The organism is Acinetobacter seifertii (assembly GCF_000368065.1).
GTDB classification, from domain to species: Bacteria; Pseudomonadota; Gammaproteobacteria; order Pseudomonadales; family Moraxellaceae; genus Acinetobacter; species Acinetobacter seifertii.
In genome coordinates, this window is the sequence record NZ_KB851200.1 from 246,243 (window position 1) to 261,669 (window position 15,427).

Annotated in this window: 13 protein-coding genes and 1 pseudogene; 8 read left to right on the plus strand and 6 right to left on the minus strand. The window is 38.2% G+C overall.

The window, feature by feature from the left end; all coding sequences use genetic code 11:
- Positions 1-55: 55 nt before the first annotated feature.
- From F985_RS08520 to proB, 5 genes are all read left to right on the plus strand, one after another.
- The gene (locus F985_RS08520) at positions 56-1,513 is read left to right on the plus strand and encodes a glyceraldehyde-3-phosphate dehydrogenase (RefSeq protein ID WP_004700004.1); all 1,458 of its coding nucleotides are present in this window, start codon (positions 56-58) and stop codon (positions 1,511-1,513) included.
- A gap of 149 nt (positions 1,514-1,662) precedes the next feature.
- Positions 1,663-2,397, plus strand: a complete 735-nt coding sequence (locus F985_RS08525; RefSeq protein WP_004700006.1) for a hypothetical protein — start codon at positions 1,663-1,665, stop codon at positions 2,395-2,397.
- An 11-nt stretch (positions 2,398-2,408) separates the two neighbouring features.
- Positions 2,409-3,083, plus strand: coding sequence for a hypothetical protein (locus F985_RS08530; RefSeq protein ID WP_004700009.1), 675 nt, complete (start codon positions 2,409-2,411; stop codon positions 3,081-3,083).
- Between the two features lie 164 nt (positions 3,084-3,247).
- Entirely contained in the window at positions 3,248-4,468 is a 1,221-nt protein-coding gene (cgtA, locus tag F985_RS08535) for an Obg family GTPase CgtA (RefSeq protein WP_002052725.1), read from the plus strand.
- Between the two features lie 15 nt (positions 4,469-4,483).
- Complete coding sequence (gene proB / locus F985_RS08540; RefSeq protein ID WP_004700011.1) at positions 4,484-5,617, plus strand: glutamate 5-kinase; 1,134 nt, start codon at positions 4,484-4,486, stop codon at positions 5,615-5,617.
- Positions 5,618-5,642: 25 nt separating this feature from the next.
- Here proB and F985_RS08545 read toward each other — a convergent pair whose 3' ends face one another.
- The gene (locus F985_RS08545; RefSeq protein WP_004700012.1) at positions 5,643-6,299 is read right to left on the minus strand and encodes an HAD-IB family hydrolase; all 657 of its coding nucleotides are present in this window, start codon (positions 6,297-6,299) and stop codon (positions 5,643-5,645) included.
- The gene (locus F985_RS08550) at positions 6,269-7,474 is read right to left on the minus strand and encodes a DUF1615 domain-containing protein (RefSeq protein WP_004700015.1); all 1,206 of its coding nucleotides are present in this window, start codon (positions 7,472-7,474) and stop codon (positions 6,269-6,271) included. The genes F985_RS08545 and F985_RS08550 overlap by 31 nt, the downstream gene beginning before the upstream one ends.
- Positions 7,475-7,556: 82 nt before the next feature.
- Between F985_RS08550 and dusB the strand changes: the two genes are divergently transcribed.
- Complete coding sequence (gene dusB / locus F985_RS08555; RefSeq protein ID WP_004700016.1) at positions 7,557-8,582, plus strand: tRNA dihydrouridine synthase DusB; 1,026 nt, start codon at positions 7,557-7,559, stop codon at positions 8,580-8,582.
- Positions 8,583-8,624: 42 nt separating this feature from the next.
- On the opposite strand, the gene F985_RS08560 is transcribed toward dusB, so the two are convergent.
- Positions 8,625-9,671, minus strand: a complete 1,047-nt coding sequence (locus F985_RS08560; protein ID WP_004700017.1) for an NAD(P)H-dependent flavin oxidoreductase — start codon at positions 9,669-9,671, stop codon at positions 8,625-8,627.
- Positions 9,672-9,782: 111 nt separating this feature from the next.
- A complete protein-coding gene (locus tag F985_RS08565; RefSeq protein WP_004700019.1) occupies positions 9,783-10,484 on the minus strand; it encodes a VIT1/CCC1 transporter family protein in 702 nt (233 codons plus the stop codon).
- Positions 10,485-10,734: 250 nt separating this feature from the next.
- On the opposite strand from F985_RS08565, the gene F985_RS08570 reads away from it, so the two are divergent.
- Positions 10,735-11,952 carry a tetratricopeptide repeat protein gene (locus F985_RS08570; protein ID WP_004700020.1) on the plus strand — a complete coding sequence of 406 codons (1,218 nt, stop codon included), beginning with the start codon at positions 10,735-10,737 and terminating at the stop codon, positions 11,950-11,952.
- Between the two features lie 2 nt (positions 11,953-11,954).
- Complete coding sequence (wecB, locus tag F985_RS08575; protein ID WP_004700022.1) at positions 11,955-13,091, plus strand: non-hydrolyzing UDP-N-acetylglucosamine 2-epimerase; 1,137 nt, start codon at positions 11,955-11,957, stop codon at positions 13,089-13,091.
- 7 nt (positions 13,092-13,098) lie between these two features.
- Here wecB and F985_RS08580 read toward each other — a convergent pair whose 3' ends face one another.
- Both F985_RS08580 and F985_RS08585 read right to left on the minus strand, forming a co-directional pair.
- Positions 13,099-14,004 carry an alpha-amylase family protein gene (locus F985_RS08580; protein WP_004700023.1) on the minus strand — a complete coding sequence of 302 codons (906 nt, stop codon included), beginning with the start codon at positions 14,002-14,004 and terminating at the stop codon, positions 13,099-13,101.
- Positions 13,982-15,295: pseudogene (locus F985_RS08585) on the minus strand (hypothetical protein); the annotation flags it as partial. The gene F985_RS08580 and the pseudogene F985_RS08585, both read right to left, overlap by 23 nt.
- Positions 15,296-15,427: the final 132 nt, after the last annotated feature.

Consider the following 15,427-nt stretch of genomic DNA (forward strand, 5'->3'; position numbering starts at 1 on the left):
CAATTACGGGGTTTTAAAAATCACGCCTAGATATAATTAATTAGAGGACGTATCTGTGAGCAAAGACACTATCATCGCCCTGCATGCTGAACACCAAGGTCGTTGGAAAAACCGTGAAGAAATCGCGGAACGTATGATTGCATTAATCGGTCAATTATACCGTGAAAAAAATATTGTCGTATCTGTTTACGGTCGCTCTTTAATTAACCGTTCTGTTATTCAAATTTTGAAAACTCACCGTCGTACACGTGTTGTAGATGTTGAGCTTTCTGTTGTAAATACATTCCCAATTTTAGAAGCTTTAGCAAAAGTTGAAAACATTGGTTCTGCAGAAGTTGATATCGGTAAACTTGCAGTTGAATATAAAGAAAAAGGCGGTGATGTTGACGCGTTTGTTGCTCAAGCAGTTGAGTCAATTAAAGGTAGTGCAACTTCTGAACAACCAAAAGACGTAGTTCTTTACGGTTTTGGTCGTATTGGTCGTATCTTAGCTCGTTTAATCATTAGCCAATCAGGTTTAGGTCGTGGTTTAAGCCTTAAAGCGATTGTTGTTCGTAAGTCTTCTGACGGTGACTTGGCGAAACGTGCTTCTTTACTTCGTCGTGACTCTATTCACGGTACTTTCGCTGGTACAATCTCTGTTGATGAAGAAAACGAAGCAATCATTGCGAATGGTAACTTCATTAAAGTCATCTATGCATCTAGCCCAAGTGAAGTTGATTACACTGAATACGGTATTGAAAACGCGCTTTTAATCGACAACACTGGTAAATGGCGTGATGCTGAAGGCTTAAGCCAACACTTGAAATGCCCAGGCGTTGCACGTGTAGTATTAACTGCACCAAGTAAAGGCGAAATGAAAAACGTTGTATTTGGTGTGAATAACACTGACATCTTAGATGAAGACAAAATCATCTCTGCTGCAAGTTGTACAACAAATGCAATCACTCCAATTCTTAAAGTATTGGATGACAAATATAAAGTTCTTAATGGTCACGTTGAAACAGTTCACTCATTTACAAATGACCAGAACTTAATTGATAACTATCACAAAGCTGATCGTCGTGGTCGTGCCGCTACATTGAACATGGTTATTACTGAAACTGGTGCTGCTAAAGCTGTTGCTAAAGCATTACCTGCATTAAAAGGTAAGTTAACTGGTAACTCTGTACGTGTTCCAACACCAAACGTATCTCTTGCAATCTTAAACTTAACACTTGATAAAGAAGTTGATCGCGAAGAAGTGAACGAATACATTCGTCAAATTTCGATTAACTCTAAACTTCAAGGTCAAATCGGTTATACCAACTCTACAGAAGTTGTATCGAGTGACTTTATCGGTTCTCGTACTGCTGGTGTATATGATGCTCAAGCAACGATTACTTCTGGTAACCGCTTAACTGCATATGTTTGGTACGATAATGAAGTAGGTTATAGCTGCCAAGTATTACGTATTGCTGAACAAATGTGTGGTGTAAGCTATACAAAAATTCCTGCAGAAACTAACGCTTAATTCTATTTAACGTTAGATAAAATATTGTGACAAAAAGACCCAGTTTAGACTGGGTTTTTTTACAACCGTACAAAATATATGCTGATTATTTTTTGGAAATCAATGAGAATAGGATTTAAGGAACAAAAAGAAATAGTAAGGGATTGGAATTGCAGCAGTTTAAAAGATTATTGATAGTCTTCTTTTTCATCATCATCGCGAATATATGTGGTGTGCTCATCGCCATTTGGGTTTTCAAGCATTTTAATATTTATATTCCGCTGAAAAACCAAGCTGTAGCGATTGATTTACAAGAACCATTACAGGTACAGGTCAAAGTAAAAGATGCTTTAAATGTCGATGTAAAAGGCCGAGTAAATGCGAATATTCCTATTAATGAAAAGTTAACGATACCTTTAACACAGACGTTAACTCCTCGTGTATATTTCGATAATATGGTGCCAATCAGCACAGTTATTCCTGTAAAAGAAACGTTAAAAGTTGATCAAAGCCTCCCAATAGATACTAAAGTTCAAGTCAGAGTATTAGGTAAGGACATCACTTTGCCATTAAAAGGTAATATTCCATTAAAGCTTGATGTACCTATTGATATTCAAGTACCACTCGATCAAAAAGTTCATTTGAAGTTTGATGCTCCAGTTAAAACAGTTTTAAAAGAAGATCTTCATATTCCTCTAAATGCTCAATTAAAGACCAATATTCCGATTCAAGGTAGTTTGAATGTACCTGTAAAAACTGCTTTAAATGCTTTAGTAGATGTGAAAAATACTTTGCCAGTTAAAATTGAGCATGGTGAGTTAAAAATACCTTTATCAAGTATGAGTCTTAATCGGGTTAAAGTCGATAATGCTACATCTGTACCTGATCAGAACCAGAATAAGTAGGAAGGTGACTGATGCTTGGTTCAATAAAAAGTATGCTGATCAGTTTTTTTCTGATTATGGTACTCACGGCAATTTTATTTTGGCTTTATTTAAATATACAAGCTTCAGTTGTAGTGTCTGCACATGAGTCGGATATTCGTTTACCGGAGTCATTAGAGACAAAAATTCATGTTGGTAATAATTTACAGGTACAGTCTATAGGTAAACTTGATACCTCAATTAAGATTGATCGTCAGATTTCAGTACCATTAAAGGGAAGGTATTTGGCTGATTTAGAGTTTGAAGTCGAGATGCCAATTACAGTAAGTGTCGATTATGCGACAACTCTGAAAGTTGATCAGGTTATGCCTTTGGAAACAACTACCGATTTAATTTACCAAAATAAGTTATTACCTAGATTTCCATTAAAATTAAATATTCCTATTAATCTTGATATTCCATTTCAGTTAAAACGTAGTTATACCATTCCTGTTAAAATTGCTTTTAATGGTCCAGTTTATTTTGAGTTCGATGAGTCGGTAAATTTACCAGTTAAACATCAGTTTAATCCAAGTTTGAAAATTAATGATGCAATGGAAATGGGCAATATCTCAAGCTTTAATGCCATTATGTATAACTCTGTACAGCACACAAAAGCGAATTTAGATATGAAGATGGATTTGCCTTTACGCAATGTTCATCCATAAGGGATTAACGCATAAAAAGCGACTCTGATCTGCTTTAAACTTTTATCAATATCAAAAGATATAGAATAAGACCTAGGAAAGTTGAATTCTCTCGATTTTCTATTCGAGAATTTTATGAAAATATGGCAGAATAGGCGGTTTTAGAGTTTTTAGAGGATTGGCAAATGCGCTTTGTTGATGAAGCAGTCATTACCGTAGAGGCTGGCGACGGTGGCAATGGCGTAGCCAGTTTTCGCCGTGAAAAATTTGTACCATTTGGTGGCCCAGATGGTGGTGATGGCGGACGTGGTGGAAGTATCTATATTCAAGCTGATGATGATACAAGTACCTTAGTCGATTACCGTTACACCCGTAAATTCCGCGCTGAGCGTGGTAAAAACGGTGCAGGTGCTAACTGTACCGGACGTGGTGGTGAAGATGTGGTTTTAAAAGTACCTGTAGGTACAACAATTGTTGATACAGATTCTGGCGATATTATTGGTGACTTGGTTGAAGACGGCCAAAGAATTCTGGTTGCAGGTGGTGGTGAAGGTGGTTTAGGTAATACTCACTTTAAATCATCAACTAACCGTGCTCCACGTAAATGTACTACGGGTACTAAAGGTGAATTTCGTGAAATTCGTCTTGAGTTGAAAGTATTGGCAGATGTTGGCTTATTAGGTATGCCAAATGCTGGTAAATCTACTTTCATTCGTGCTGTAAGTGCTGCAAAGCCAAAAGTGGCAGACTATCCATTTACAACCATGGTTCCAAACTTGGGTGTTGTAGATGCTGACCGTCATCGTTCATTTGTAATGGCCGATATTCCGGGCCTTATTGAAGGTGCGGCAGAAGGTGCAGGTCTAGGAATTCGTTTCCTTAAACATTTGGCGCGTACTCGTATTCTTTTACATATTATTGATGTACAACCAATTGATGGTTCAGATCCAGCTCATAATGCAAAAGCAATTATGAATGAGTTGGTTAAGTTCTCACCTACTTTGGCGAAACTACCAGTTGTTTTAGTGCTCAATAAACTGGATCAAATTGCTGAGGAAAGCCGTGAAGAGTGGTGTCAGCACATTCTAGATGAATTAGAGTGGACTGGACCTGTCTTTAAAACATCGGGCTTATTAAGTGAAGGTACAAAGGAAGTGGTGTACTACCTGATGGATCAGATTGAACAGCAACGTGAACGCGAAGTTGAAGATCCTGAGTACGCAGCAGAAGTAAGAGCTTTCCGTGAACAACTAGAAGTTGAAACACGTGAACAAACCATTGCGGCAAAAGAAGCATATCGTGCAATGCGTCGAGCACAACGTCTTGAAAGCATGATGGACGATGATGATGATTTTGACGATGATGAAGACGACAATGATGTAGAAAGCATCTACGTTCGTGACTAAAAAATCGAGGAAAACATGATAGAAGTGGTCGATGGGCAACGTAAGCTCAGTGAGTGTAAACGAATCGTTGTTAAAATCGGATCATCTTTACTCACAGCAAATGGGCAGGGGCTAGATCTGGAAGCTATTTCGCATTGGGCGAAACAGATTGCAGATTTACACAATGCTGGACACGAAATTATTTTAGTGTCTTCAGGAGCTGTAGCAGAAGGTATGGTTCGTATGAAGCTTGCGAGTCGACCCACCGATCTACCCAGTTTACAAGCATGTGCCGCAATTGGGCAAATGGGCCTAATTCATACGTGGTCTAGCGTGCTTGAAAATCATAGTATTCGAACAGCGCAAGTGTTACTAACACATGATGATTTGGCAGATCGCCGTCGTTATTTGAACTCATGCGATGCGTTGCAGAACTTGATTGACTGGCGTGTTATTCCGGTTATCAATGAAAACGACACAGTCTCTACTGACGAGATCCGTTTTGGTGATAACGATACCTTAGCAGCAATGGTTGCTGGTCAAGTACATGCTGATTTACTGATCATTTTAACAGATCAGCAAGGCATGTTTGACTCAGACCCACGCCATAACCCTGATGCAAAGTTGTTATCAACTGTGCGTGCCATGGACGATGTCTTATTTGAAATGGCTGGCGGTGGTGGGCTTCTTGGACGAGGTGGCATGGTCACTAAAGTTCGTGCCGCACGTCTAGCTGCCAAGTCAGGTTGTCCAACACTGATTGCTAGTGGTGAAAGTGACAATGTATTGTCACGAGTAATGGCTGGCGAAATGTTAGGTACGTTATTCACGACTGATAAAGACCGTATGACAGCACATCAACAGTGGCTTGCTGCGCATTTGCAAACAGCAGGTCGTTTGGTGATTGATGATGGTGCGGTTGAAGCGATTAAATTGAAACACCGTAGTTTACTCCCTGTTGGGGTCAAAACTGTTGAAGGTCACTTTGATCGTGGTGATGTGGTTGAATGTGTGGATAAACAAGGCAAACGTATTGCGGTTGGACGAGTAAACTTTAGTTCTCGTTCAGCTGAAATTATTAAAGGCCTTTCTTCAGATAAGGTTTACCAAGTACTTGGAGAAGCCCGTTCGCTTGAAATGATCCATCGTGACCATATGGCAATTTATTAAGTTGTGATCAATTAAAGAGCTCGCTTTATGCGAGCTTTTTTTGTGGTGTTAATGACGGCAAGATTCGATCTTCACCAACCATAAAAGGATGGGTGGCAAGGCTCAGCATATCTAAATCTTCTGAAGTATTCCCATAGGCATAAATTTGATAATAATCCTGCAAAGAATATTGTTCATGTATTCTTAACTTCTTTTGTTCATTACTACAATCTGGTGTTGAATAGTAGCCCGTCATCATGCCATTTTTAATTTGAGTTTCGGTACAAATTAATTCGATATCAAGTAATTTGCAAAGTGGAGCAAGATAGATATCAATTGAAGCTGAAACCAAGACTACTTGATCACCAAGTAACTGATGTTGTTGTAACTGTGCGAAGATTTCAGGTGAAAGCGTCGATACAAGCTCTTGCGCATATTCTTCGCCTAACCTTTGCAGTTCAATGGCTGGAGTATTGCTAAACATACTGCGAAAAAGTTTAGCTCTCATCGCATGGGCGGGATAAAAATTAAGATAATAGGCTTGAATCCATGGCAGGATTTTCAAGCCTTGCTTCACAATGTGGCGCTTTGATAATGCATAAAAGATGAACCCTGTAAAACTGTCTTTAGTGCACAAGGTTCCATCAAAATCGAACAGGGCGAGGTTTTTTATTATCTTATTCGTTTCGCTCGTTGCATACATGATTCATATCGTCCGTTTACGCGGGTTGCATACCAGTTAGTATTATAGTCACGACTTAATTTAGGCCCAGAAATGACCACTTGAGGCATCATGGCATAGATCGGTTCTTTGCCAGTTTTAGCCTTATAAAGTTTAGTTAATGCAATATAAGTTGTTGTACTTTCAAACTTTTTCTCTTTTTCTAACTTCAGATCATCGCGAAGTTGCCTTGGGGTAATTAAAACATTATTTGCAGTAAATAATTTCATTAACTCTTTTTCTGACTGACTCTGAACTGCGAGTGGATCACCAGATTTATTGTAAAGTAATAAATCACCATCTAAAGTAAGTTTAGTATCAGTAAGGGCATCGAGCATGCTTTGAAAAGCAGCATTACGGCTAGAGTACATACCTGAGTTATAATCGGCAAAACGGTAAATCGCCTTATCATAGTCTGCTGGATATACCATCAAGCGGTGAATACCATAATATAGACCGCCATATTGCGTATAAAGATCATTTCTAAGGTCTGCAATATTCATGCTAGAACGCTTATGGGCTTTGGCATAATTAATGTGAACTTGCATTGAACCCAAAGTCGTAATAGGGTTCATTTTCTCGCCAATATCTTGTCCGACCAATTTAGCTGCACCAGTTAATGCACTGACATGATAATGTTGAGTCATAAAATCAAAAATTTGACGATAAAGTAAGTCGAGATCTTTTTCAGTTTTGACTTTACGCATCTGACTCATATAGTTGTTGTCAGGGGAAGGCTGGGTTTTTAATACTTCTTCGAAGTAGCCTGCGACAGTACCGCCAACTTTCTCACCAAGTTTGTCTTCAAACTTTTCATTTAAACGGGTACTGACTTCATCAACTGCTTTTTTGCCTAGGCCTGGTACCACAGGATTGGCAACAAAGTTAGATTCCTGATCTACAATTGCAACAATACTGCAGACATTTTGCTTGGTTTTAGGAATTTTTAATTCCTGCATAATATCTTCAATATCTTTGGCCCATGACTCACGATCATGCACGCGCGATGGAATTAACTTTTTAATTTGCTGGCTTTCTAAATCGGGCTCATCATTTTTTGACCACCAGGCTTTATCTCCACAAGCAGCTAAACTCATGCATACGGTGACTACACCGAATGATTTTAATAAAAAACGGGAAGACAACGGTTTGTTCATGGCGAGGAAAGCACCTGCAAAAAAGATGAGCTGATCAAGCGGATGAAGTATACTATGTTGATCATGAATTGTATGAATATATATGTATATTGGTCCCTATCAACTGTCAAATAATTTAATTGTTGCTCCTATGGCTGGTGTAACTGACCGTCCATTTAGAACACTGTGCAAGTATTTTGGTGCGGGTCATGCAGTGAGTGAAATGATGACTGCCGACAAAACTTTGCGAATGACTAAAAAAAGTCTTTATCGTGCGAATTTTGATGGAGAATTGGCTCCTATCTCTGCGCAAATCGCGGGTTCTGACCCAGAACAGTTAGCTGAGGCTGCTCGTTATCAAGTTGCAAATGGGGCACAAATTGTTGATATCAATATGGGATGTCCTGCAAAAAAAGTATGCAATAAATTAGCAGGTTCAGCATTATTGCAAGATGAGGACTTGGTAGCTCGAATACTAGATGCTGTTGTTGAAGCTGTTGATGTTCCGGTGACTTTAAAAACCCGTTTGGGATTTTTAAATGGCGAAGAAAATATTTTACGCGTGGCTAAACGTGCTGAAGAGGCGGGGATTGCCGCGTTAGCATTGCATGGCCGTACTCGTGAAGACATGTATTTAAATACAGCACGTTATGAATTAATTAAACATGTTAAAGAGTTAATCAATATTCCAGTAATTGCCAATGGTGACATTGATAGTCCTGAGAAAGCAAAATATGTACTGGACTATACTGGTGCCGATGCAATTATGATTGGACGGGCCGCACAAGGTCGTCCATGGATTTTCCGTGAAATTGCTCATTATTTAAAAACTGGTGAGCATTTGGCTGCTCCAAATATTGAAGAAGTCAAAGATGTACTTTTAGGACATTTGTCTGAGTTATATCAATTTTATGGTGAATATTCAGGATGTCGTATTGCTCGTAAGCATATTGCTTGGTATACCAAAGGCTTACGTTCGAGTAACGAGTTCCGTCAAAATATGTATAAAGTTGAAACTACTGCTGAACAAGCATTAGTGGTCGAAAGTTATTTTAATCAATTGCTTGCAGAAGGTAATTTGATGAGCGATGTTCAGGTTGAACAAGTTAATTTATTAGCTACTCACTAAAATAAAGCAACCAGTACACGACTGGTTGCTTAAAATCTTTATTTATTCATTATCTAACATTTCAACAACCAGTTGATTGACCAGATCAGAAGCGCCTAATTCACGTATTTGTGCAACATTACTTCCTGCCCAAAAAGCACCAAAACCATAGTCATGGTGTTTGCTCGCAAGAGCATTGAGTTGCTTTGCTAAATCATAAGCATAAGGGTATTCAGGTTGGAGGGGTCGAGTAGGTGAATCAATTTTGGTATGCCAATGGTTTAATAAACCGCGAGCTGGACGCCCAGAAAGGCTTGCACTAATTTGCGTTACAGGTTCAGTAAATAATGCTTTGCGATATTCAGCAGAAGCATTTGAAGTTTGGCATTGAACGAATGCTGTACCTAACTGGACTGCGGTTGCTCCTAAACCCAACATATGTTTGGCCTGCAAGCCAGTCATAATGCCACCCGCAGCTACAACAGGAAGCTTACAATGCTTCACAATCAATTGGACCAAGTCACTGGTTTTAATCGCTGCATCAAAAGTCTGGTTGAAAATTCCTCGATGTCCACCTGCTTCAATACCTTGAGCAATGATGATATCGATACCTGCTGCTTCAATCGCTTGCGCTTCAATCAGGTTGGTGGCCGAAACCATAGTCAAAATACCAGCTTCTTTCAAAGCTTTAATTTGATGCGGATGCGGAATACCAAAATGGAAGCTCACCGCTTTAGGTTTAGTTTCTAAAACAACATTTAAAAAGTCATCATTGTCTAAAAAACTTGGATAAATACAGTGCAACTCTTGAGGAGGTTGAACACCAAATTTTTCGAAATGAGGACGTAAATATTCAATCCATTGTTTTGCTTTTTCTAGGTTAAGTTCTGTAGATTGATGACAGAAAAAATTAACCTGAAATGAGTTTTCGGTGAGTGCTTGAGTTTTTAAAATTTGTTCACGTGCACTTTGTGGAGTATTTGCTCCCAAGCCTAATGATCCAAGGCCTCCTTGATTTGAAACCTCGGCTGCTAGTTCTGGTGTAGAAACGCCTGCCATGGGAGCCAGAAAAATTGGATGTTTAATTGCAAGTTGTTGTAATAGGCTCATTTTATTCACCTCATTTCTTTCACTTCACCATAACGTGAAAATAGAATGAAGAGCAAATAATATTGGCTATTTAATTTTTAAATATTCTAGAACACTATTTAAAAGATCTTCTTATAATGGCGTGACATTAAATAAAGAACCAATCCAGCTTGAAAAAGCCATTGCTAAAATTCCCCATAAGGTAATACGTAAACTGCCTTTAAGTTTAGATGTACCAGCAAAGTAACTTGAAAGTGCACCTAAAATCGCTAATGAAAGAATTCCTGTGGCTAGGACAGCAGGTATAATCCATTGATTCGGGCTGAGTAATATAGCCAGCATGGGGAAAAAAGCCCCAAAAGAAAATGATGCGGCAGATGATAATGCAGCTTGTACAGGATTGGCTGCGGTATTTTCATGAATGCCGATTTCATCCCGAGCATGTGCACCCAATGCATCATGAGTGGTTAGCTGCAAAGCAACTTCTTGAGCCAATTCTTTAGATAGGCCTCTAGAAATATAAATTTGAGTTAGCTCATCTAACTCTTTTTGAGGGTGCTTTGAGAGTTCTTTTGCTTCAATCGCTAAATCTGCTTTTTCAATATCTTCTTGAGATTTTACAGAAATATATTCTCCGGCAGCCATTGATGTAGCCCCAGAAATTAGTCCAGCAATGCATGTAATTAATAAAGTATGTGAGTTAGCTCCACTTGCAGCCATACCCATAATTAAACTAGTGACAGAAATAATTCCATCATTGGCTCCTAATACTGAAGCTCTTAACCAACCTGAACGGTGAATTGCATGATGCTCTGTATGATGTGGAAAAGCCATGTGTTTTGCCTTATAAATGTTTTATAGATGCTATGAAATTTTACAAATTATTGATCAAAAAATATGTCATCATTATAGGGAATTTAGGGATACTAAAGAATAGATCAATAATAAAAATGGAGACTAAACTATTTATATTAAATCATCCTTAACCTAACTTAACGATGTAACTCATTATTTTAAATTATGATATTTATTGATCATTCTAACAAATTACCCTTAATAACTCTAATTTACTGTAGAGGTGATAATGAGAAATAGCAAAACAATAAACTCTATAACGCATTCGATATTACTTATGGGAGTAGTCATTTCTTCAACGGTAGTAAGTGTGTGTTCTGTTTATGCACAAGACCCAGTTACCTCTGAATATAAACCTGGAAATCTCATTTATGATAAATGGGACAGATTCTATAAAATAGAGCAGTCTCAACCTCAAGAAGCAGAAAAAATATTAGTTGAGCTGAGTAAGCTGACCCCTACAGATATTAAAGTCTGGAAAAGCCTTACTTATTTACAAATTCGGCTCGAAAAAAGAGATGAGGCTTTACAAAGTTTAAGACAAGCAAGAGCTTTAGCTCCTCAAGACGACACTTTAAAATTACAAGAAGCATATTTGCTGAATCAACAAAAAAAAAATCGTGATGCACTGGTTTTATTTAAAGAACTAACTTCATCTTCAGATCCAGCAATTGCTGCGAAGGCAACTCAAGCGGTTAAAAATTTAAGTGGAGGTGAGGTTAAGCCATATTTTGGGGATATCTATTTTGCACCCTCTTATGAGTCACGTTATGACGATGTTATTTTTCCTTTAAAAGTTCGGTACGGTAAAAACATCGACAATGGTCGTACTCAAGTCTACGGTTTTCTTAATTTAAACCGTGATACTAAATCTCAAGGTGGAGTACGACCTGAAATTATTGATGAAAATGCAGTTACTCTTGGGGTAGGTGCAAATTATCAACCATGGACTTCTATTCCTGTTCGAGCTTATGTCGAAGTTGGCGGAAGTTATGACTTGATTGATCGAAATCGAAAAAAATTTCGTGAAAGTGTAGTTGGAGGGGTAACAGGTTATCAAGAGTGGTATTCCCAATCTAACTGTAATCATACACTTTGTTTAGATAATTACTTTACTGACCTCTATGGCAATGTCGCGACTTATTCAAGAGAAGACTATAACGTTATTGGAGATTTGCGCTTACGCACAGGTTTAAACTTATATAAAGGAGATAATGGAACTGTGCAGGCTTATGTGAAATTGCATGGCTTAGCAGACAGTAAAAATGAGTATTACAATAATTTATTTGAATATGGGCCAGGTATTTCATGGCAACCTTTTAATTATCAACCGATAAAACTTCGTGTTGAACGTTTATATGGCAACTATTTTAAAGACGTGCCTGTTAATACAAAAGATCATTACAACAATACTCGTGTAGAACTTGTTTTTTATAAGGACTTCTAATAATGAAAAAAAAAATTATTTCAATTGTATTTGGTACTCGTCCAGAGCTAATAAAGCTAGCTCCGGTAATTTTATTAGCAAAACAAGACTCGCGATTTCAGGTTGAAGTTATTTTCACGGGCCAGCATGATGAATTAGTGCGAGATGCTATAGATTTCTTTGGGGTTGAAATTGACCACCGACTTAAAATTATGAATGCAGGGCAAAGCTTAAATCAGCTATTAATTCATGGTTTGGCTCAACTAGAGCATGTTTACACCGATGGTCAAAAAAGAGATGCGATAGTCATTCAGGGTGATACTACCACTGTATTAGCTGCTGGATTAGTCGCATTTTCAATGAAAATCCCTGTTGCCCATGTAGAGGCAGGTTTACGTTCTTATGATTTAGATCATCCTTTCCCTGAGGAAGGTAACCGTCAGTTAGTTTCACGTATTACTAAATGGCATTTTGCTCCGACTGAACAATCAAAAAGAAATCTACTTAATGAGCAAATCAAGCCTTCGTTAATTACAGTGACAGGCAATACGGTAGTCGATGCTGTATATTTAGGCAGAAAATTAATTTCTGAAAAAGCTGGTTTAAAAAATCAGCTCGAACCTTACGGAATTGAGTTAAAACAAAACGATAAAGTCGTACTTATTACCGCTCACCGCCGTGAAAATTTTGGTGAGGGAATTCAAAATATTTGTAATGCAGTTGAATATTTAGCTAATCATCATCCTGATTTACATTTTATTTGGCCTGTGCATTTAAACCCAGCTGTACATGATGTAGTGCATGATAAGTTTAAAAATCATGCTCAAATTCACTTGGTTAAACCACTTGATTATCCAAGTTTATTAGCCGTCATAAACCGTTCTATCTTCATTTTAACGGACTCTGGTGGTTTACAAGAGGAAAGCCCTTCGTTTAATAAGCCTGTATTAATTTTACGAGACACTACTGAACGACCTGAAGTAGTAGAGGTGGGCGCAGGAGTACTTGTTGGAACAAATCAGCAAAAAATTATTGATGAGGCTGAAAAACTTTTAACAGATTCGCAGCATTACCAAAAAATGGCAAATGTTGAAAATCCGTTTGGTGATGGGTGTGCTGCCCAGCGAATATTAGATGAAATTGCCAGAACTTCTGAATAAAAAGTATTTATTTTGAATTTTCTGATTCACTTATGGTGGCAGGAATGCTGCCATAAGTCAGGCGATACCATAAACCGACGATATAAACCGACCAGCGTCCCATATAGTGGGGACCATCAAAAATATAAATTGTTTTGCCTTCATACGCTTTAATCTGAGAAATAATTTCCCAAGGATAGGCTGCTCGAAATTGTCCATTTTTTTTGGTACGAAATGCTTCTAGCACAATAACAGTTTTATCTTTTCCAAGAGTTTGTTCAAGTTGGTCTAAAATACGTCTGGCTTGTTGAGGGGTTCTTACACCGACACCTACACCATCTTGGAAAAAGACACCAGCTTGGCTAGGTAGCCAACTTTTAACCCATAAATTATAATTTTCAGGTTCTCTTTCACCACTATAAATGCTCACCCAAATAGGTGCTGGCAGTTTTTCTAGAACATGACCTAGTGTGCTTACCCTTAACCAAGTTGGATCAGCTTCAACTGGAAAATAGTAACCTTTTAAAGATGCATCATTTTGTTCTTGAATAATTTGTGCAGATTTTTCTCCTAAAGCAACAACATTTGCACGTGCTGCTGGTTCATTATATTCACCAGCTAAACCTAATATGAGATTTTTAGCCCAAGGTTGTTGCTTAATTTTCTGTATATCAATGGCTTTTTCCCATTGTGGGAGGTTGGAGTTTGTCCACCACGATTTAGATTCAACGACTGACCATTGGGGAACAAAAGTGTTAACTCCTAAATAATGCCAGTTTCCTTTTGGAGGAGTGGTATTGTTATCTGGTTGCCAAAAAATTCCTTCGATCACTGGGGGGTGTCCATGATTTTTGAACAACCCCGCATAAGCCACTACACTACATATAATTAAAATAATAAAAGCAGTTATTTTAATTGGTATCTGTTTTCTCATTATTACGTCGTAACCAATACCACAAGAAGATCACTATTATCATAATTGCAGAGATAATCACAACCAGTAAAAAGAATGAAGACTGCTGAACTAATGGAGCTTTTTGATTACCTACAATTAATTTTTGGAGAACATAGATATTGCCGTTTTCTGAAACCAACATTTTGGTCACATTATTTGGAATTTTATGTTGAATGGTTCCCCATAGATGCATGAAGGTTTGTGCACCTTTTTCAGAGTCAGTAATGACATCAAAGCGGTTATTGTTATAACTCACAATAAAACCGTTTGCTGCTGCTGGCGCATAAATAATGTTTTGATGCATTGAGACTTGTTGTTGATAAATCTGTTTATTCACAATCACATTAACTGCTTGTGGAGCATTTGGAGAAAAACGTACTAAATTCAGTGGCATTGGAGCATCAGTAAGTAGCATTTTTTTAGCGACTTGCCCTAATGTGATCGCAATATTTAATGCACCAGATTGATCATCAATTGCAATCGTTGGTTTGGTTGCTAATGTCATGGAAAGGGCTGCCACCCCGTTTTTAAGTTTGTGTGGAAGCTTGACAGTCGATTTGGCTGTATCGACCCAAAGTGAACCATGAGCAGTGGGCAGACATTGAGAGTTGGCAATGACCGAGTTTTCAAGCTTCAAGCTAAAGTTGGTTGTATTAGAAATAGATTTCGCGAAAATGTTGAATTGTCGATTAACTGGGTCAGAGGCAAGATCTGCCGTTTTCATACTACCTGCAAGACCACCATCGAGCCATGCCGTAATGTTTGAACCCTGTAATAGGCCGCTTTGAATACGAAGGGCAATTTGTCCTTGTAGGATGTCAGTAGGCTGCCATACTGCTGGAAAATCGAGAAACAAGTTTTTTTCAGCGTGATTTAAGCGGAAATCTTCAATACCTAAGTCTGCAAGCGTATCAATTTTCTTGAATTGAGCCCAAGCAGGTGCTGAAATTGTAGTTGGGAAAATTGCACTGCCTGTATCAAGCTGCTGTACATAAGCTGGATTAATTAATCCATTAATAGCAGCAGTAAGTTCTTGTGGCGTGTGATAAGTGATAGAGAGGGTAGGAGCACCATCTGTCGGTTTTGAAATTTGTACAAAGGCTCCATTTTTAAGTGGAGGTGTCGATTTTATTATTTCAATAACAAACTTGGTTTCAGGGTTTAAATTGGTTTGTCCAGAATCGATCCATTCAATAGGAGTGACAGAGCTCCAAGAAGTTGCTAGTCGAGCAAGCATAGAGGCTTCGGTAATCTCCTTGCGGTTATGTTGATCCTAGCCAAAATAATGGACAGTACTTCCCTCTAAAGATAACGTAACGTTAACTTTGGAGATCCAAGAAATGGCCAAACGTTTTAGTGCTGAATTTAAACAGCAAGCAATTGATTATGCACTTTCAAACTC